The organism is Citrobacter sp. XT1-2-2, from assembly GCF_023516235.1.
In the GTDB taxonomy this organism is placed as follows: Bacteria; Pseudomonadota; Gammaproteobacteria; order Enterobacterales; family Enterobacteriaceae; genus Citrobacter; species Citrobacter werkmanii.
Genome location: NZ_CP097324.1, coordinates 233,344 through 252,309 on the forward strand (window position 1 = coordinate 233,344; position 18,966 = coordinate 252,309).

Sequence of the window (18,966 nt, forward strand, 5' to 3'; positions counted from 1 at the left end):
ATGTAGCCAGTTTTTACAGCAAAACGCCTTATGGCATTGGCGGCTGATATTCACGTTTTAACAGGCCGAAAAGCCAGTCATCGCGCCAGGTTTGTTGTAGCCAATAGCTTTCCCGCAGCGTACCTTCGTGAATGAACCCAATCTTTTCCAGCAGACGTCTTGAGGCTTCGTTTCCTGCGGTGACGCAGGCCGTCAGCCGGCGGAGTCCGCCGTGGGTAAATGCGTAATCGCAAACGGCATGCAGGGATTCAGTGCCATAACCTTTACCCTGTGCCTCGGGAGTAAGCAAAAAACCGACCTCGGCACATTCATTGTTTTCATGAATATATCCAGTCACCCCCAGCGGCGTTCCCGATGCCTTATCGCACAGCACCAGGCAAAGCCAGTGCGGGCTGCCGGGGGACCACTCTGGTAAGCGTGAATGAAAGGCTGCCTGTATCTCTTGTTCTGTGCGCGTATCAGCGACAAAGCGCATCACATCAGCGTTCTGCTGTAACGTTAAAAAGAACGCCCAATCTTCAATATTCAATGGACGACAGATCAGGCGCGATGTTTTCAATACGGGCACGGACATATCTCCTGAATAATTTTCCATGATTGTGCGGAAGTCACTGTAAAACAGATTTATTTGCTATATGAATGTGTTTTAGTCTACGTCGATACACATCTGCTTTTATAGAAAATAACGACATACCATTGTGAGGCCGCACGTTTTGGGTCCTGTTAGGGAAGATGATGACCAATAGCGCATTACAAGCGACATGTACACCCTTTGAACGTTGTCTGGCGATCATCCGTCAGGCATCGGTAGAAATATTGCTGCTGTTAGGCGTGCATGTCGCAGAGGGTAAAGAGCCGCGATGGTTCCTTGAGCAGCTTGACCAGGCCAGATTGAATCTGGGCGGCTGGGGAGCTGTCGCCAGACGTTTGCAGATGAATGATGCGCAATTGAGCCAGTTCACTCTGCGGCTGCGTCATCTGCAGCAGAGCGTGCCGCAGTATGAAAATGGCCAGGACGTCAGTGAAAACCAGCTGATTTCTGCGCTACGCTTCGTGGCGTCTCTGGAACAATTGCGTCAGCAACAGCCCATACTGAAGTATGAAACTGAGATTGAACGTGCAGAGCCGGAAGCACAGATCCATGCGCAGCGTCAGCTTCGTGCCATAGAATTAACGCTCAAATCGCTTATCGCCCGGGTATGGCCGGATCAACATCCACTCAACAGCTTCCTGAAACAGCACTTCGGTGGGGAACGCCTGCGCCGTTGGTTAAAACTGGGTGACAGTCGGGATGCGCTGGACGGCATGATGTTTAGCGAGCTGGCGCTTATGGTCGTGGATAAGAAATTGTTTGTACGCCACTTTACCCAGATTTTTAACGACACCTCGGTGCTGACGTTGTTTGTCGAACCACGTCTTACGTTGCGTATGTTTCTGGATGATTGCCGGCTGGCCCGCAACGGCGTTATCGCGCAGCAGCCGCTGACCTCAGTACAACTGATGCTGCTGGATTGTCAGTACCGACAGATTACTCACCCTGTACAACGGGCATTTGCAGAAAGGCGTACGCGTGTTAATCCCGCGTCATATCTGGAGTCTGATGAGACGACCGTCCGCCAGTTCTGGGAAATGGCAAAGCAAAAGGATGAGCAGGCGGGGGGCGACAAACAGGAAATCGCCGACAGTATTGATCCGCCGGAGAAGCGAGCAAAGCGCACCGCGGAGGAGCGTGAACAGCTGATTTCAGGCATGTTGTGGGTCGCGGTCGGCGTGATGGTGCTGGTGATTTCGCTGGGTGCGTTCTGGTTATTCACTTCGCCAGCGCCACAGGCGCCATCCGGACAATCCGTTGAAATCGTGCAGGAGGAACCGCGCCGCGATGCACCTTCCGCACGGGAATCTGTGACCCGAATGGGTATCACCTGGGATGCCTTTAACATGCGCGCGGCTATCGATCGCAACGATACCCGTGTGACGTCACTGTTCCTGCAGGGCGGGATGGACTGGAAGCTGGCGTGGACGGAACAAGCATTCGCTGCGGGCAATACCGAGGTGTTGAGACTGCTGCTGCGTTATCCTGCGCAGATGAACGAGAGCAAACCTTGCAGACAGTTTATGAGTACGCTCAGTCATGCCATGTCGAATGGGGCGTCACTCACTTCCTTGCACAAAAGCTACCTGCAAAGTTTTTGTTCGGTTCCGGCGGTTATCGCACGTCAACAGTATGATCTTGAGCAGGCTCAGCTCCGCGCTCGTGCAGAACCCAGCCCGGAGAACAAAAAGTGGCAAAAAATTCATACTGAACTCTACGATGCGATTAACTAACGGCCTGAGGAGTCAGGCCGTCAGCGGCTAAGGTTCGCCATACAGCCCGATGAGTCGGCGCACCACGCCGTTTGTCCAGCCAAAGCCGTCCTGCAGCGGATATTCCCCGCCGCCGCCTTCGCGCGGCATGCCGTCGGCAATATGGTATTTTTCGATAAGCTTGTGGTGTTCCTGGTAAAAGAGATTCACCGTTTTCAACCAGTTACGGGCAATTTCATCCCCGAGATGGTCGTCGCCATACAATTTGAAACCTTGAATAGCCATCCATTGCAGCGGCGCCCAGCCGTTGGGTTTATCCCACTGCTCACCGGTTTCATGTTCTGTGGCTAAAATACCCCCTGGCGTTAGCAGGCGGCTGCGTACCGCATTGGCCAGCCGGTCGGCTTGTTCATGCGTTGCCATGCCGACATACAGCGGTACGATACTGGCGGCAGAGAAGAGGGCCATTTGTTCACGTCGCCAGTCATAATCGCGATAGCAGCCGTTTTCATCATCCCATAAGTAGCGATTCACCGCATCGCGGCGGTCATTGGCTTTCTGGCGAAACAGCGCTTCAGCTTCTTTGTCGCCTTTCAGCGCCGAAATATTGGCGATGGCGCTCTCCAGCTTGTAGAGGAACGCGTTCAGATCAATTGGGATGAATTGTGTCGTGCGTATGCTGGCAAGGCGGCCTGCATCGCGTAGCCAGCGTGAGGAGTAATCCCATCCCGATGCCGCGCCTGCACGCAAATCGCGATACACCTCATTGGGCGGTCGACCTGAATGCTTGGCGGTCTCGACGTCTTCAAGCCACGATTCATCGCGCGGCGTATCACGATCGTCCCAATAGCGGTTGAGCAAGGATCCGTCCGACATTCTGATTACGTGGCGGTAGGCCTGGTTGAGCACCAGCGAATCGGCGCCATCCATCCAGAACGCGTACTCCATTTTTAGATGATCAAGATAACGGCGCGCGCCACGTACGCCATCCTCTTCAAACAGTTCCACCATCAGCGCAAAGACCGGCGGCTGCGAGCGGCTCAGGTAGTACGTTCGATTACCGTTTGGGATGTGACCATAATTTTCGATCATCCAGGCAAAGTTATCCGCCATACATTTCAGCAGATCTTCGCGACCGCTCTCTGCCAGACCCAGCATGGTGAAATAGGAATCCCAGTAGTAGGTTTCGCTAAAACGTCCGCCAGGCACAATATATGACTGCGGTAACGGCAGCAACGAGGACCAGGGAATGTGGTCCTGCGGTTCGCGCGTCAGCACTGGCCACAATTGATCGATATGCTCTTTCAGCGAATTTTCCGGGTCAGAAACGTATTCGCTGGAGGGCGTTTCCGGGAGCCAGAAATGGTTCTCAACAAAGCGCTTCAGGTCAAAGTCCCGATGGCGTTTGACTTTGCGATAACGGATCAAAATGTCCAGCGGGTCCATTTTGGGCGCACAGTCGGGGAAGGTTTTGCTATCGGCAAACAGTTTCGACGACTGGACATGTTCGAACAGCTCAAGGTAACGATCGGCCGGGGTTAACGCATCTGAGGCGGGCAGCCCTTCAATCATCTCCGGCTCAGGCTCTGCCTCAATCATTTCATCCAGCTTTAACTCGCACGGATCCATTTCATAAAGCAGATCGATGTCGATCGTCAGTTCTTCAGAAGGGGCGTGGGGTAGTTTCTGGTTGAGCATAATGAGAAAGACCTCCGATGGACGTTGAAATAGTAAGGCTGTTGCCCGGTCGTCAGTTAAGCGTAGACATTCGCTTCGGTATTGGCTGAGTAAAGCGTGCGGTTGATCACGTTTTAGTGTTGAACATTATTTAAAAAATTAAACTATCCCAATGATAACAATGAATAATTCAGAATCGTACGCGACCTGAAGATATTCCATTTTCAGAACATTCGATTGCAACGAGGTGTGAACGAAACCTGCTAATGGCTTAACGCTATAATAGGCACAGGCTATTCTATTGATAGTTCTCCTCCATGTAATTGCTTGATACTTATCAAAATAGTAATCCCCTCATTTCCTATGATGGTCAAGTCTGACAAAGACTGTGCATTAATTATTCTAATTTTTCTGGGTCACAATAACTCACAACGGTGAGGGTAAAATAATGAAAATCATTACCCGTCTTACCGCGATTGCCATAGCTGGCATCGTGATTTGTTATTTTGGATTATCCGGTTATGTGTGGTATCACGATAATCAACGGAGCAAACAGGCTGATGTTCAGGCCTCTTCGCTGGAAGCAAATAATAAAGTTTTAGGATTCTTGCGCGAAAAAGGATGTGATTATTGTCACACCCCTTCGGCTGAATTACCTTTCTATTCTTCTTTTCCTGTCGCTAAGCAGTTGATGAATTACGACATTCAACTGGGATATAAATCCTTTAATCTTGAGGCCGTTCGTGCGGCGCTGGTCGCGGATAAACCCGTTTCGCAAAGCGACCTGAATAAAATTGAATGGGTGATGCAGTACGAAACCATGCCGCCGACGCGTTATACCGCGCTGCACTGGGCCGGTAAGGTGAGCGATGCGGAGCGCGAAGACATTTTGGGCTGGGTCGCCAAACAGCGTGAGCAGTATTACGCCAGTAAAGATACCGCCGCGCAGCATCGTAATGAACCCGTACAGCCAATACCAGAAAGCATCCCGACTGATGCCCGGAAGGTGGCGCTTGGCTTTACGCTTTATCACGATCCGCGTATTTCCGGCGACAGCACGATCTCTTGCGCGCACTGTCATGCCCTGAATGCGGGTGGTGTGGATGGCCGGAAAACGTCAATTGGCGTAGGCGGAGCGGTCGGGCCGATCAACGCGCCAACGGTGTTTAACTCAGTCTTTAACGTGGAACAGTTCTGGGATGGCCGTGCGCCGACATTACAGGCGCAGGCAGGTGGTCCGCCGTTGAACCCGATTGAAATGGCATCTAAATCCTGGGATGAAATTATCCAGAAGCTGGATAAAGATCCGCTCTTGAAGCAAGAATTTATTGCGGTTTATCCACAGGGATTCAGCGGAGATAATATTACCGATGCGATTGCTGAATTTGAGAAAACGCTGATCACGCCAAATTCACCGTTTGATAAGTGGTTACGTGGTGATGAGGAGGCGTTAACGGCTCAGCAAAAACATGGCTATCAGTTGTTTAAGGAAAATAAGTGCGCGACCTGTCATGGCGGTATTATTTTAGGCGGACGCTCATTTGAACCATTAGGTTTGAAAAAGGACTTTAATTTCGGCGAAGTCACTGCCGCAGATATTGGCCGGATGAACGTTACCAATGAGCTACGTGACAAGCTACGTCAGAAAGTCCCTGGATTACGTAACGTTGCGCTGACTGCGCCTTATTTCCATCGCGGTGATGTGCCTACGCTCGATGGTGCGGTCAAACTGATGCTGCGTTATCAGGTGGGTAAGGAACTGCCGCAGGAAGATATCGACGATATCGTGGCGTTCCTCGAAAGTTTGAACGGGATTTATACGCCGTATATGCAGAACCATCAGTAATTTCAATATGATAAATCGGCCACCAGACTGATTTTGTGGCCGATTTTCTTTTTTTATGCCAGCAAATGTCAGGTAAATAGTTATAATACATGTCATGGTATTCTAATAATACAAACGGATACAAATGATGGAGCAACCTGACAGCAATAGCGCAAAACCTCTCTATAAACAGCTTGAGGCATCCTTGAAAGAGGCGATTTTGCGCGGTGAATACAAGCCCGGTCAGCAGATCCCCACAGAAAATGAACTCAGTAGCCAGTGGCAGGTTAGTCGTGTAACGGTGCGTAAAGCTCTGGATGCTCTAACGCGTGAAAATCTTCTGACGCGTGTTTCTGGCAAGGGAACGTTTGTCAGCAATGAAAAGTTTCAGCGCAGCATGACCGGGATTATGAGCTTTAGCGAGTTGTGTCAGTCCCAGGGGCGGCGGCCCGGCTCCCGGACTATCAAATCGGTTTTTGAATCGGTGGATAACGAGACCAGCGCCTCGCTGGGAATGGCTGAAAAAGAGAAAGCGGTAGTCATTGAACGTATTCGTTATGCTGACGATATTCCCGTTTCGCTGGAAACCATCCAGTTACCTCCTCGTTTTGCCTTTCTGCTGCAAGAGGACCTCAATAATCATTCGTTATACGCTTGCTTACGTGAAAAATATGGGCTGTGGTTTACCCATTCGCGCAAAATGATTGAGCTAGTGTATGCAAGCTTTGAGGTTGCTCACTATCTTGGGGTGAGTGAAAATTATCCTCTGATTTTAATTAAGAGTGAAATGATTGATAACAAAGGAGAATTATCTTGTGTGTCCCGTCAGTTGATCGTTGGCGACAAGATTCGATTCACCGTATAGGTCCTCCTCTTACATCTTTGATACTGGCTAAAATCGGGATCCGTGTCGCGGATCCCGATTTTTTATGGTTCTTACGTTGATAAAATGTCTTTAAATGTATTATAAAAATACCAATACATTAAGAGTCATTTTGTAGGCGATATCCGCCTGTATGATTGATTGAACCAGAGGGAACCATAATGAGCATTAAAGAAATTGTGAACGATATTGTGGCCAGCCAGGCGGAAAAAGGGGGGACTAAACATGTTTACTATGTTGCCTGTGGTGGGTCTTATGCCGCGTTCTACCCGGCAAAAGCATTCTTAGAAAAAGAGTCAAAAACGCTGAGCGTGGGCCTTTACAACAGTGGGGAATTTATCAGTAACCCGCCTGTTGCGCTGGGTGAAAATGCCGTCGTTGTTGTTGCTTCGCATAAAGGCAATACCCCTGAAACCACGAAGGCGGCAGAAATTGCACGCCTGCATGGCGCGACCGTTATTGGGCTTACCTGGGTTATGGATTCACCTTTGGTTGCGCATTGTGATTATGTTGAGACCTATACCTTCGGCGAGGGAAAAGATGTCGCTGAAGAGAAGACGATACAATGTTTGCTTACCGCGGTAGAGCTTCTTCAGCAAACAGAAGGCTATGTTCACTATGACGATTTCCTGGATGGCGTCAGTAAAATTAACCGTATTGTATATCGTGCTTGCGAGCATGTGGCTGAACGGGCACAAGCATTTGCTCAAGAATATAAAGACGATAAAGTTATTTATACTGTTGCCAGTGGGGCGGGCTATGGCGCGTCATATTTACAAAGTATCTGCATATTTATGGAAATGCAGTGGATTCATTCAGCCTGTATTCACAGCGGTGAATTCTTCCACGGACCGTTCGAAATTACGGATGCTAATACACCATTTTTCGTACAGCTTTCTGAAGGTAGTACCCGCCCGGTCGATGAGCGTGCATTAGATTTTCTGAAAAAATATGGTCAGCGAATTGAAGTGATAGACGCGAAAGAGTTAGGGTTGTCGACTATCAAAACTACGGTTATTGATTACTTTAACCATTCTCTCTTCAATAATGTTTACCCTGTCTACAACCGAGCGCTTGCTGAAGCTCGCCAGCATCCGCTCACTACACGTCGCTATATGTGGAAAGTAGCATACTGATTACTAAAGGATTAAGGTAAAAGCAGGGACGCTTTTTAAGATTTTATAGAGCAGGGTATTATTATGAGTATTCGCGTAATAGGTATAGGTGACAATGTCGTCGATAAATACCTTCATTCTGGAATGATGTATCCAGGTGGCAATGCCTTAAATTTTTCCGTCTACGCAAAGCAAGCCGGTGCTTCAAGCGCCTTCATGGGGGCGTTTGGGAATGATGACGCGGCAAAACATATACAAGATGTATTGCATAAGTTACAGATAGATATTACCCATAGTCGGCATTATGAGGGGGAGAACGGTTACGCCTGTATTCGCCTCAATAATGGCGATCGTGAGTTTGTCACCAGTAATAAAAATGGTGTTTTACGCGAACATCCCTTCATGCTGACGGTGGATGATCTGCGATACATTGCCAGTTTTGACTTAGTTCACACCAGTATTAATGGTTATCTTGAAAGTGAGCTGGAAAAAATAAAACAGAAAAATATCATGATATCATTCGATTTTTCTGGACGTGGCACCGATGATTATTTCGCAAGAGTATGCCCATGGGTAGATTATGGCTTCATTTCCTGTAGTGGCATCTCACCAGATGAAACCAAAGAAAAAATAAATAAGCTTTACCAATACGGTTGTCGACATATTATTGCAACCTGCGGGCATGAACGTGTTTATTATTTTTCCGCTGGTGGTTTTCTTGACTGGACGCCGAAATATATTGAGCCAGTAGATACCCTGGGGGCAGGTGATGCGTTTTTAACCGGATTTATGCTCTCCATTATCCAATCAGGTACAGCTGAGCCCGATCGAGAAAGGGTGCTGTGCGCCATGCAGGCTGGTGGTAAATCTGCAGCGAATGTTTTGTCTGATTACGGTGCATTCGGTTTTGGTAAACCGTATTAACCCTGTTAACGCTGTTCCACTCATGTAACCCAACATTCACTCCAGATAAGCCAGGAGGAAGTATGTTTTGGACGGAATTGTGTTTTATTCTTTTAGCCTTAATGGTTGGCGCCAGGATTGGCGGTGTGTTTTTAGGCATGGTCGGGGGACTCGGTGTTGGCGTCATGGTATTTGTTTTTGGCCTGACCCCATCCACACCGCCGATTGACGTTATTCTTATTATTCTTTCGGTTGTTTTAGCTGCCTCATCATTACAAGCCGCCGGTGGTCTGGATTTACTGGTTAAACTGGCAGAGAAAATTCTGCGCCGTCATCCTCGTTATATTACGCTGCTGGCGCCTTTTATTTGCTATATCTTCACTTTTATGTCCGGAACGGGGCATGTTGTTTATAGTTTATTACCGGTTATTTCTGAAGTCGCCCGTGATTCGGGGATCCGTCCTGAGCGGCCATTATCCATTTCTGTTATTGCATCGCAGCAGGCTATCACAGCCAGTCCAATATCGGCGGCGATGGCGGCAATGATTGGTTTAATGGCCCCGTTAGGGATATCCATTTCTACAATTATGATGATCTGCGTTCCCGCTACGTTAGTGGGTGTCGCGATGGGGGCCTTAGCGACCTTTAATAAAGGCAAAGAGCTAAAAGATGACCCAGAGTATCAACGCAGGCTTGCGGAGGGTTTAATAAAGCCTGCTCAGAAACAACACGATAAAACTGAAGTTACCTTTCGCGCTAAGCTCTCTGTCGTACTGTTTTTGATGAGTGCCGTGGTGATTGTGCTCTTAGGGATTATTCCTCAATTACGACCGGTAGTGGAAACGGCAAAAGGGCTGCAACCGTTATCGATGTCGGCAGCGATCCAGATAACAATGCTCTCTTTTGCCTGTCTGATAGTCTTGATATGCCGACCTCCGGTGGACCAAATTATCAGCGGGACTGTGTTTCGCGCGGGGGCACTGGCGATTGTCTGCGCCTTTGGCCTTGCCTGGATGAGCGAAACCTTCGTCAATGGGCATATTGATCTGATTAAGGCAGAGGTTCAGACGCTATTACAGCAACATACCTGGTTAATTGCCATCATGATGTTTTTTGTCTCTGCGATGGTCAGTAGCCAGGCGGCAACAACGCTCATTCTTCTACCGTTGGGGCTGGCATTAGGCTTACCTGCATATGCGCTCATTGGTGCATGGCCTGCGGTGAATGGATATTTCTTCATTCCGGTGGCGGGTCAATGTCTGGCTGCGCTTGCTTTTGATGACACGGGAACTACGCGCATAGGCAAATATGTATTTAACCATAGTTTTATGCGGCCTGGTTTAGTGAATGTTATTGTTGCTGTCGTCGTTGGCCTTATTATCGGGAAAATAATCCTGGCTTGATTTTTTTGAAGCATTTCCTGTATCCCTAATTAATTAAATTCAGAGGATGAAAATGAATATTAAAATATTCATCGCGGCGGCGATGTTATTTATCAGTTCAAACGTTTTTAGTGCGATAACGCAACCTCACATAATAATTCTGGCGACGGGAGGAACCATCGCTGGTACCGCTGAAAATAACACCCAAACATCGGGATATAAATCTGGTGAAATAGGTGTTCAGACATTAATTAAAGCAGTGCCTGAAATTAATAAGATTGCCAGTGTTGATGGTCAGCAAATATCTAATATCGGCAGCGAAAACATGACCAGTGACATTATTTTAAAGCTATCTAAGCAGGTGAATGCGCTGCTCGCGCGTGATGACGTTGACGGTATCGTTATTACCCACGGAACCGACACGCTTGATGAAACGGCCTACTTTCTCAATCTGACGGTTAAGAGCGATAAACCCGTGGTGTTCACTGCGGCGATGAGACCCGCGACGGCCATTAGCGCAGACGGTGCAATGAATCTGCTGGAAGCGGTCACGGTGGCCGCCGATCCGAATGCAAGGGGTCGGGGGGTTATGGTGGTTTTAAATGATCGCATAGGTTCTGCAAGGTTTGTGACCAAGACAAACGCGACCACGCTGGATACCTTCAAAGCCCCTGAGCAGGGGTATTTAGGGGTTATCGTCAATGGCAAACCAGAGTTTGAAACTCGCATTGAAAAGACGCATACCCTGCGTTCCGTTTTTGATGTAAGAAATCTTAAAAAGCTGCCGCAGGTAGCGATTATTTATGGTTACCAGGACGATCCTGAATATATGTATGATGCTGCAATTGCGCATCATGTAGATGGGATTGTCTATGCCGGAACCGGTGCCGGGTCGGTTTCTGTCAGAAGTGAAGCTGGAATTAAAAAAGCAGAGAAAGCGGGAATCATTGTGGTGCGTGCATCCCGAACGGGTAACGGCATTGTTCCACAGGATAAAGGGCAGCCGGGATTGGTGTCTGATTCATTAAATCCTGCGAAAGCCCGGGTTTTGCTGATGACAGCCCTGACAAAAACGAAAAATCCTGAGCTCATTCAGCATTATTTTAATACCTACTAAGATCGGTTGTTTAACGCGCTCGTTTGTATGCAAAATGGGCGCGTTTCCTCCCATCCGGATATTTTGTTACCTCTGCTCGCCCACGAATATTTCCCACAATTCTTCTACCGCTCTGGACATTCTGCCCGCAGGCCGAAACAGTCGGATATCAATGGGTATCCATAATCCGCTCTTCTGTGGGGCCGCCGCGGCAATCGTCCCGGCCTGAACATCCGGAGCCGCCAGACTTTCCGGCAGCCAGGCAATGCCGTCCCCGGCTTTGACCATCGCCAGCAGCGTGGCGGCCAGATCGGCGGTGAAGGCGATGTCCATACCGCGTCGGGCATGATTCACCGGTGACGTGTTCGAGAGGATCCTCCCCAGACCGGATTCTGCAGAGAAGGAGAGGAACGGAAATTTTTTGCCCCCCATAGCCTGCCAGAGCGGCTGATGAGAGCCGGGATCACATTTGGAGTAGGGTAATAACGTTTCTTGTCCAAGGCGAACGCTGAGATATTTCGTCTGATCAAGATTGATGTGCATGTGAGGGTGGTAATAACACAGCAGAAACTGCGCATCCCCATTTTCAATCATCCTTTCACAGGCGCTGAGCGTGTCTGACAGCAGGCGAAATGAGCCGAAACGGGCGATTTTTTCGTTATTACGCATCAGCGCCGGAAAAAATGAGAACGACAGGGAGTGCGTTGCGGAGAAAATAACATCCGGTCGTGTATTTCCCGCCGCTTCAATGGTTTCATTTCTCAGGGTATATAGCGCCCGGATCAGTTCGGGCACTTGAGCGACGAAAACTTCCCCCGCTCGAGTCAGGCTAACGCCACGGCGGTTACGCTCAAAAATCGGCGTTCCCAGCCACTCTTCCAGCGAGACAATGCGCCGACTGAATGCGGGCTGCGTCACAAATCGGGAAGCGGCTGCGCGAGAGAAATTGAGTGACTGCGCCAGCGCAACGCAGTCTTCAAGCCAGGTGAGTTCCAGGTGATGCCGATTTTGCATTACAGCCAGCCTCTTTGGCATTAGATCAGTAAATGAGCACTGCTTAAGATGGAGAAATACAGGACGATGGCGTCCTTAAATGCTGCCTGGATACATTATGCCAATAATAAACCGGCATGAGTTATCACTTTTTACAGGCGTGTAAGTGCGAGCATAACTGACTAAGAACCCGCCGGAGAAAACATGCGTATCCTCGATGTTGTAGAAATTACCAAACCCATCGCTTCCCCTATTCGTAACGCCTATATCGATTTCAGCAAGATGACGACCAGTCTGGTGGCCGTTGTGACTGACGTTGAGATAGAGGGTCGTCGCGTGGTGGGATACGGATTTAACTCTAATGGTCGTTACGGCCAGGGGGGATTGATCCGCGAACGCTTCCGTAACCGCATTCTGGACGCTGACCCGGAAAGTCTGCTGAATGCCGAAGGCGATAACCTGGATCCGCATAAAATCTGGGACGTCATGATGAGTAATGAAAAGCCGGGGGGCCATGGTGAGCGCTCGGTGGCTGTTGGTACGCTGGATATGGCTATCTGGGATGCCGTTGCCAAAATTGCCAACAAGCCGTTGTTCCGTCTGCTGGCTGAGATGAAGGGCGTTGAGGCGAATCCACGCGTCTTTGTCTACGCGGCGGGGGGTTACTATTATCCGGGTAAAGACCTGAGCGCGCTGCGTCAGGAAATGCGAGGCTACCTGAACCGCGGCTACAACGTAGTTAAAATGAAAATCGGCGGCGCATCGTTGGAAGAGGACCGTCGCCGTATCGAAGCGGTATTGACTGAAATTGGCGACGAAGCGCGTCTTGCCGTCGATGCCAATGGTCGCTTTGATCTGGAAACCAGTATTGCCTATGCCAAAATGCTACGGGATTATCCATTGTTTTGGTACGAAGAAGCCGGCGACCCGCTGGATTATTCTCTCCAGGCCGCGCTGTCAGAATTTTACCCAGGCGCGATGGCGACAGGTGAAAACCTCTTTTCTCATCAGGATGCGCGCAACCTGCTGCGCTACGGCGGCATGCGCCCGGATCGCGACTACCTGCAATTTGACTGTGCGCTTTCCTACGGTCTGGTCGAATATCTGCGTACCCTGGACGTACTGGCGCAGTTTGGCTGGTCTCCATCACGCTGCATACCGCATGGCGGTCACCAGATGTCGCTGAACATTGCGGCGGGTCTTGGCCTCGGTGGGAATGAAAGTTACCCGGATCTGTTTCAGCCGTACGGCGGTTTCCCGGATTCAGTGAAGGTGGAAGAGGGTCATATCGTCATGCCAGAACTGCCGGGCATCGGTTTTGAAGGGAAATCTGATCTGATTAAAGAGATGCGTGCGTTGGCCGAATAGCGCGGGCGGAGGTGACATAACACCCCTCCGGTTGCCGGAGGGGTGTTACTTGAGTGTGTAGTGAATAGCGTCTACACCTGTGCAATTAGCGCATAGTGACGAATTCTTCTGCCGCCGTTGGGTGAATCGCAACGGTGTTATCGAAGTCTTTCTTCGTCGCGCCCATTTTCAGCGCCACCGCGAAGCCTTGCAGCATTTCGTCCATGCCAAAACCGATGCCATGAATACCAACAATCTTCTCTTCCGGACCCACGCAAACCAGTTTCATGCGGCACGGCTGGCGGTGTGAAGTCACGGCAGTGTACATCGCGGTAAACGAGGATTTATACACTTTCACCTGGTCATCGCCGTGCTGTTCGCGAGCCTGCTGCTCGGTTAAGCCCACGGTGCCAATTGGCGGGTGGCTGAAGACCACGGTCGGGATGTTGTTGTAGTCTAGATGCTCGTCCGGTTTGTTATTAAACAGACGCTCGGACAGGCGACGGCCCGCGGCAACGGCAACCGGCGTCAGCTCAACAGCACCGGTGTTATCGCCAACGGCATAAATCCCCGGCACGCTGGTATTCTGGTATTTATCAACGATGATGTAGCCTTTTTCGTTGGTTTTCACGCCAGTAACGGCCAGGTTAAAGTTATCCGTGGCTGGTTCACGACCGATCGCCCAAATCAGGCAATCCACCGTTTCGCTACGGCCATCTTCCAGTTGCAGGGTCAGACTGCCGTCGGCGTTTTTAATGACCGCTTGCGGAATTGCGTGAGTATGCAGAGTCGGACCTTCGGTGTTCATCACCTCGACCAGCGTCTCGACGATCATCGGATCGAAGCTGCGCAGCGGCGCGTGTTTACGCACGAACAGGTGAGTTTCTGCGCCCAGGCCGTTAATCACGCCCGCCAGTTCAACGGCGATATAGCCTGCGCCAACAACAGCTACACGTTTTGGCAGCGCTGGCAGCTCAAAGAAACCATCGGAGTCGATTCCGTATTCCACGCCTGGAATGTTCGGATGGCTCGGGCGCCCGCCGGTGGCGATCAAAATATGATCGGCAGTAATGGTTTCACCGTTCACTTCAATGGTTTTGGCATCAACGAAGCGGGCAAAGCCTTTAATCACATCAACGTTATTTTTACCCAGCACGTTGTCGTACGAGGTATGAATGCGATCGATATAGGCGGTACGGCTGGCGATCAGTTTATCCCAGTCGAACTTATTAATGGTGGTATCGAAACCGTAATCCGGGCCGTACATATGAATCGCTTCACGGATTTGTGCGGCATGCCACATCACTTTCTTCGGTACGCAGCCAACATTAACGCAGGTGCCGCCTAGCTCTTTGGCTTCAATCAGTGCGCATTTCTGGCCGTACATTGCCGCACGGTTAATGGAGGCAATACCGCCGCTGCCGCCGCCAATAGCGATGTAATCATAGTGCTTGGTCATGACCGCTCCTTCATGTTCATTGTAGGGCGGAGAAGCGTTACGCCATCCGCCAAAATATTCGCGATTGTATACCTGAAATTAAAAGGTTCCACCGATGGCTGCGATTACTCCGGCACGATCCAGCTTACGGAAGTGTGTCCGGTTCCTGCGGGAACCAGCTTGCTATGTAGCCACGGCAGGACATTGTTCATCTGCTGCTCAAGCTTCCACGGCGGGTTAATCACAATCATGCCGGACGCCGTCATGCCGCGCTGATCGCTGTCCGGGCGCACCGCCAGCTCAATTTGCAGAATTTTGCGGATACCGGTGTCTTCCAGATCGTGGATCATGCGCTTGATTTGCTGGCGCAGGACCACCGGATACCATAGCGCATAGGTGCCCGTTGCGAAGCGTTTGTAGCCTTCATTAATGCCGGTCACTACCGCCTGGTAGTCGGTTTTGATTTCGTATGGCGGATCGATAAGGATCAGCCCGCGGCGGGAAACCGGCGGTAATTTTGCTTTTAGCTGTTGATAACCGTCAGCCTTGGCCACACGTGCGCGTTCATCTTTCTGAAATTCGCCGCGCAGCAAAGGAAAGTCGCTCGGGTGCAGCTCGGTTAATTGCAGGCTGTCCTGTTCGCGTAGCAACTGACGAGCAATTAACGGAGAGCCCGGGTAGTAGCGCAACTGGCCGCTACGGTTGAAATGCTGCACCACGGAAATATAGGGTTCAAGTTCGGCAGGCAAATCGTCCTGCTGCCAGATACGGGCGATACCTTCCAGGTATTCACCGGTACGTTCGGCATGCTCACTGCTCAGCTGATAACGGCCAGCGCCAGCGTGGGTGTCCAGATAGAGAAACGGTTTTTCTTTCTCTTTGAGTGATTCAATGATCAGGCTCTGAACGGTGTGTTTAAGGACGTCGGCGTGGTTGCCTGCGTGATAACTGTGGCGATAACTGAGCATGGGTAATGAAATTCCGCTGAAATGACGATTTGCCACAGTTTACAGCAGATCGGCACAGATTACCCGCAGGCCCGGTAAGCGCAGCGCCACCGGGCGTCTTTCCGTCACGGTTAGCATTGAAATCCTCTACACTTAACCCCATTGTACAAATTAATATGCACAGCGCCGGATACGCGCTTCATTCACTCTTTTCAACAGGACCGCGCTAATGACCAATCCATTGCTGACTCCCTTCGAACTGCCGCCATTTTCTAAAATTCAGCCCGAACATGTTGTGCCTGCCGTTACTAAGGCGCTGAACGATTGTCGCGAAAACGTTGAGCGAGTCGTTGCGCAGGGCGCGCCGTACACCTGGGAAAATCTCTGCCAGAGGCTTGCGGAAGTGGACGATGTGCTGGGGCGTATTTTCTCTCCGGTCAGCCATTTGAACTCGGTGAAAAACAGCCCGGAACTGCGTGAAGCCTACGAGCAAACGCTGCCGCTGCTCTCCGAGTACAGCACCTGGGTTGGGCAACATGAAGGTCTGTACAAAGCGTACCGCGACCTGCGTGATGGCGACCATTACGCCACCCTGAACACTGCACAGAAAAAAGCGGTCGATAACGCGCTGCGTGATTTTGAACTGTCCGGTATCGGCCTGCCGAAAGAGAAACAGCAGCGCTACGGCGAAATCGCCACCCGTTTGTCCGAGCTGGGTAACCAGTACAGCAACAACGTGCTCGACGCCACCATGGGCTGGAGCAAGCTGGTGACCGACGAAGCTGAACTCTCAGGCATGCCGGAAAGCGCGCTGGCGGCGGCGAAAGCGCAGGCCGAAGCCAAAGAGCAGGAAGGCTACCTGCTGACCCTGGATATCCCAAGCTACCTGCCGGTAATGACCTACTGCGACAACCAGGCGCTGCGTGAAGAGCTGTATCGCGCCTACTCCACCCGCGCCTCCGATCAGGGGCCGAACGCGGGCAAGTGGGACAACACCCCGGTGATGGAAGAGATCCTCGCGCTGCGTCACGAGCTGGCGCAACTGTTGGGCTTCGAAAGCTACGCCTTTAAATCTCTGGCCACCAAAATGGCGGAAAACCCGCAGCAGGTGCTCGACTTCCTGACCGATCTGGCGAAACGCGCCCGTCCGCAGGGGGAAAAAGAGCTGGCCCAGCTGCGCGCCTTCGCCAAAGCCGAATGTGGCGTTGAAGAGCTGCAGCCGTGGGATATCGCGTACTACAGCGAGAAACAAAAACAGCATCTGTACAGCATCAGCGATGAACAACTGCGTCCGTACTTCCCGGAAAACAAAGCCGTTAACGGTCTGTTTGAAGTGGTAAAACGTATTTACGGCATCACCGCGAAAGAGCGTACTGATGTTGACGTGTGGAACCCGGAAGTGCGCTTCTTCGAACTGTATGACGAAAGCAACGAACTGCGCGGCAGCTTCTACCTCGACCTGTACGCCCGCGAACACAAACGCGGCGGGGCGTGGATGGACGACTGCGTCGGCCAGATGCGTAAATCAGACGGCACGCTGCAAAAACCGGTTGCCTATCTGACCTGTAACTTCAACCGCCCGGTGAACGGCAAACCGGCGCTGTTTACCCATGACGAAGTGATCACCCTGTTCCACGAATTTGGTCATGGCCTGCATCACATGCTGACCCGCATCGAAACTGCCGGTGTTTCCGGTATTAACGGCGTGCCGTGGGATGCGGTCGAACTGCCAAGCCAGTTTATGGAAAACTGGTGCTGGGAGCCGGAAGCGCTGGCGTTTATCTCTGGCCATTATGAAACCGGCGAACCGCTGCCGAAGGAACTGCTGGATAAAATGCTGGCGGCGAAAAACTATCAGGCGGCGCTGTTTATTCTGCGTCAGTTGGAGTTCGGCCTGTTCGACTTCCGCCTGCACGCGGAGTTTAACCCAGAGCAGGGGGCGAAAGTCCTTGAGACGCTGGCCGAAATTAAGAAACAGGTCGCCGTGGTGCCGGGCCCAACCTGGGGCCGCTTCCCGCACGCCTTCAGCCACATTTTTGCTGGCGGCTACGCAGCGGGTTACTACAGCTACCTGTGGGCCGACGTGCTGGCGGCGGACGCATTTTCCCGCTTTGAAGAAGAGGGCATCTTCAACCGTGAAACCGGTCAGTCGTTCCTCGATAGCATCCTGACTCGCGGTGGTTCGGAAGAGCCGATGACACTGTTCAAACGCTTCCGCGGCCGCGAACCTCAGCTCGACGCCATGCTGGCGCATTACGGCATCAAGGGCTGATTGTTCGCGTGAAAATTTGTTTACTGGATGAAACGGGCGCCGGAGACGGCGCCTTATCTGTTCTGGCCGCCCGCTGGGGGCTGGAGCATGATGAAGACAACCTGATGGCGCTGGTGATGACGCCGGAACATCTGGAATTGCGTAAGCGAGACGAACCGAAACTCGGCGGCATCTTCGTCGATTTTGTCGGCGGGGCAATGGCGCACCGGCGCAAGTTTGGTGGCGGTCGCGGCGAAGCGGTGGCGAAAGCCGTCGGCATTAAAGGCGATTATTTGCCGGACGTGGTCGATGCCACTGCCGGGCTGGGGCGCGATGCGTTTGTGCTGGCCTCCGTCGGCTGCCGTGTGCGGATGCTGGAACGCAATCCGGTGGTCGCCGCGTTACTCGATGACGGCCTGGCACGCGGCTATGCCGATGCGGAAATTGGCGGCTGGCTTCAGGAACGTTTACAGCTGATTCATGCCTCGAGTCTGACAGCGTTAACCGATATTACCCCACGCCCGCAGGTGGTGTACCTCGATCCGATGTTCCCGCATAAGCAAAAAAGCGCGCTGGTAAAGAAAGAGATGCGCGTGTTTCAGTCGCTGGTGGGGCCGGATCTCGACGCTGACGGCTTGCTGGAACCGGCGCGTCAGCTAGCGACTAAACGTGTGGTGGTGAAACGCCCGGACTACGCGCCGCCGCTGGCTGACGTGGCCACGCCTAACGCAGTGGTGACCAAAGGGCATCGGTTTGATATTTATGCCGGAACCCCTCTGACGGAGTAACGGATTGCCCGATGGCG

The 18,966-nt window shown here is 51.4% G+C and carries 15 protein-coding genes; 10 read left to right on the forward strand and 5 right to left on the reverse strand.

Annotated features, from left to right (window positions below):
- Window positions 1–28 precede the first annotated feature (28 nt).
- Window positions 29–568: a GNAT family N-acetyltransferase gene (locus M4I31_RS01120; RefSeq protein ID WP_085049163.1), complete on the reverse strand. Its 540-nt coding sequence runs from the start codon at window positions 566–568 to the stop codon at window positions 29–31.
- A gap of 167 nt (window positions 569–735) precedes the next feature.
- Between M4I31_RS01120 and M4I31_RS01125 the strand changes: the two genes are divergently transcribed.
- On the forward strand, window positions 736–2,325 hold the full coding sequence (locus M4I31_RS01125) for an STY4199 family HEPN domain-containing protein (RefSeq protein WP_085049062.1): 1,590 nt from the start codon (window positions 736–738) through the stop codon (window positions 2,323–2,325).
- Between the two features lie 27 nt (window positions 2,326–2,352).
- Here M4I31_RS01125 and M4I31_RS01130 read toward each other — a convergent pair whose 3' ends face one another.
- Window positions 2,353–4,002, reverse strand: coding sequence for an alpha,alpha-trehalase (locus M4I31_RS01130; RefSeq protein ID WP_069323756.1), 1,650 nt, complete (start codon window positions 4,000–4,002; stop codon window positions 2,353–2,355).
- A gap of 427 nt (window positions 4,003–4,429) precedes the next feature.
- Here M4I31_RS01130 and M4I31_RS01135 point away from each other — a divergent pair, with 427 nt between their 5' ends.
- The 6 genes from M4I31_RS01135 to fraE all read left to right on the forward strand — a co-directional run bounded on the left by M4I31_RS01135 (window position 4,430) and on the right by fraE (window position 11,206).
- Entirely contained in the window at window positions 4,430–5,827 is a 1,398-nt protein-coding gene (locus M4I31_RS01135) for a cytochrome-c peroxidase (protein ID WP_085049061.1), read from the forward strand.
- Between the two features lie 124 nt (window positions 5,828–5,951).
- Window positions 5,952–6,671, forward strand: coding sequence for a GntR family transcriptional regulator (locus tag M4I31_RS01140; protein ID WP_087857176.1), 720 nt, complete (start codon window positions 5,952–5,954; stop codon window positions 6,669–6,671).
- A 176-nt stretch (window positions 6,672–6,847) separates the two neighbouring features.
- Window positions 6,848–7,825: a 6-phosphofructose-aspartate deglycase gene (gene fraB / locus M4I31_RS01145; RefSeq protein WP_087857266.1), complete on the forward strand. Its 978-nt coding sequence runs from the start codon at window positions 6,848–6,850 to the stop codon at window positions 7,823–7,825.
- 63 nt (window positions 7,826–7,888) lie between these two features.
- Window positions 7,889–8,728 carry a fructoselysine 6-kinase gene (locus tag M4I31_RS01150; RefSeq protein WP_038635106.1) on the forward strand — a complete coding sequence of 280 codons (840 nt, stop codon included), beginning with the start codon at window positions 7,889–7,891 and terminating at the stop codon, window positions 8,726–8,728.
- A gap of 62 nt (window positions 8,729–8,790) precedes the next feature.
- Window positions 8,791–10,110, forward strand: coding sequence for an anaerobic C4-dicarboxylate transporter family protein (locus M4I31_RS01155; protein WP_038635104.1), 1,320 nt, complete (start codon window positions 8,791–8,793; stop codon window positions 10,108–10,110).
- Window positions 10,111–10,162: 52 nt separating this feature from the next.
- Window positions 10,163–11,206, forward strand: coding sequence for a fructose-asparagine asparaginase (gene fraE / locus M4I31_RS01160; RefSeq protein WP_085049060.1), 1,044 nt, complete (start codon window positions 10,163–10,165; stop codon window positions 11,204–11,206).
- A 66-nt stretch (window positions 11,207–11,272) separates the two neighbouring features.
- Here the strand turns inward: fraE and M4I31_RS01165 are convergent, their stop codons facing one another.
- Entirely contained in the window at window positions 11,273–12,199 is a 927-nt protein-coding gene (locus M4I31_RS01165) for a LysR family transcriptional regulator (RefSeq protein ID WP_085049059.1), read from the reverse strand.
- Window positions 12,200–12,382: 183 nt separating this feature from the next.
- On the opposite strand from M4I31_RS01165, the gene M4I31_RS01170 reads away from it, so the two are divergent.
- Complete coding sequence (locus tag M4I31_RS01170; RefSeq protein ID WP_085049058.1) at window positions 12,383–13,546, forward strand: mandelate racemase/muconate lactonizing enzyme family protein; 1,164 nt, start codon at window positions 12,383–12,385, stop codon at window positions 13,544–13,546.
- A gap of 85 nt (window positions 13,547–13,631) precedes the next feature.
- On the opposite strand, the gene gorA is transcribed toward M4I31_RS01170, so the two are convergent.
- On the reverse strand, window positions 13,632–14,984 hold the full coding sequence (gene gorA / locus M4I31_RS01175; protein WP_085049057.1) for a glutathione-disulfide reductase: 1,353 nt from the start codon (window positions 14,982–14,984) through the stop codon (window positions 13,632–13,634).
- A gap of 104 nt (window positions 14,985–15,088) precedes the next feature.
- Window positions 15,089–15,931 carry a 23S rRNA (adenine(2030)-N(6))-methyltransferase RlmJ gene (locus M4I31_RS01180; RefSeq protein ID WP_038635089.1) on the reverse strand — a complete coding sequence of 281 codons (843 nt, stop codon included), beginning with the start codon at window positions 15,929–15,931 and terminating at the stop codon, window positions 15,089–15,091.
- A gap of 208 nt (window positions 15,932–16,139) precedes the next feature.
- On the opposite strand from M4I31_RS01180, the gene prlC reads away from it, so the two are divergent.
- Window positions 16,140–18,182, forward strand: a complete 2,043-nt coding sequence (gene prlC, locus M4I31_RS01185; protein ID WP_087857173.1) for an oligopeptidase A — start codon at window positions 16,140–16,142, stop codon at window positions 18,180–18,182.
- An 8-nt stretch (window positions 18,183–18,190) separates the two neighbouring features.
- Window positions 18,191–18,949, forward strand: a complete 759-nt coding sequence (gene rsmJ, locus M4I31_RS01190; RefSeq protein WP_038635086.1) for a 16S rRNA (guanine(1516)-N(2))-methyltransferase RsmJ — start codon at window positions 18,191–18,193, stop codon at window positions 18,947–18,949.
- Window positions 18,950–18,966 lie beyond the last annotated feature (17 nt).

What these genes read in the sequence shown, in the direction of transcription:
- M4I31_RS01125 (WP_085049062.1), top strand. Translation starts at nt 736, where the DNA reads ATGACCAATAGCGCATTACAAGCGACATGTACACCCTTTGAACGTTGT.
- M4I31_RS01130 (WP_069323756.1), bottom strand. Translation starts at nt 4,002, where the DNA reads ATGCTCAACCAGAAACTACCCCACGCCCCTTCTGAAGAACTGACGATC.
- M4I31_RS01135 (WP_085049061.1), top strand. Translation starts at nt 4,430, where the DNA reads ATGAAAATCATTACCCGTCTTACCGCGATTGCCATAGCTGGCATCGTG.
- M4I31_RS01140 (WP_087857176.1), top strand. Translation starts at nt 5,952, where the DNA reads ATGATGGAGCAACCTGACAGCAATAGCGCAAAACCTCTCTATAAACAG.
- M4I31_RS01150 (WP_038635106.1), top strand. Translation starts at nt 7,889, where the DNA reads ATGAGTATTCGCGTAATAGGTATAGGTGACAATGTCGTCGATAAATAC.
- M4I31_RS01155 (WP_038635104.1), top strand. Translation starts at nt 8,791, where the DNA reads ATGTTTTGGACGGAATTGTGTTTTATTCTTTTAGCCTTAATGGTTGGC.
- fraE (WP_085049060.1), top strand. Translation starts at nt 10,163, where the DNA reads ATGAATATTAAAATATTCATCGCGGCGGCGATGTTATTTATCAGTTCA.
- M4I31_RS01165 (WP_085049059.1), bottom strand. Translation starts at nt 12,199, where the DNA reads ATGCAAAATCGGCATCACCTGGAACTCACCTGGCTTGAAGACTGCGTT.
- M4I31_RS01170 (WP_085049058.1), top strand. Translation starts at nt 12,383, where the DNA reads ATGCGTATCCTCGATGTTGTAGAAATTACCAAACCCATCGCTTCCCCT.
- gorA (WP_085049057.1), bottom strand. Translation starts at nt 14,984, where the DNA reads ATGACCAAGCACTATGATTACATCGCTATTGGCGGCGGCAGCGGCGGT.
- M4I31_RS01180 (WP_038635089.1), bottom strand. Translation starts at nt 15,931, where the DNA reads ATGCTCAGTTATCGCCACAGTTATCACGCAGGCAACCACGCCGACGTC.
- prlC (WP_087857173.1), top strand. Translation starts at nt 16,140, where the DNA reads ATGACCAATCCATTGCTGACTCCCTTCGAACTGCCGCCATTTTCTAAA.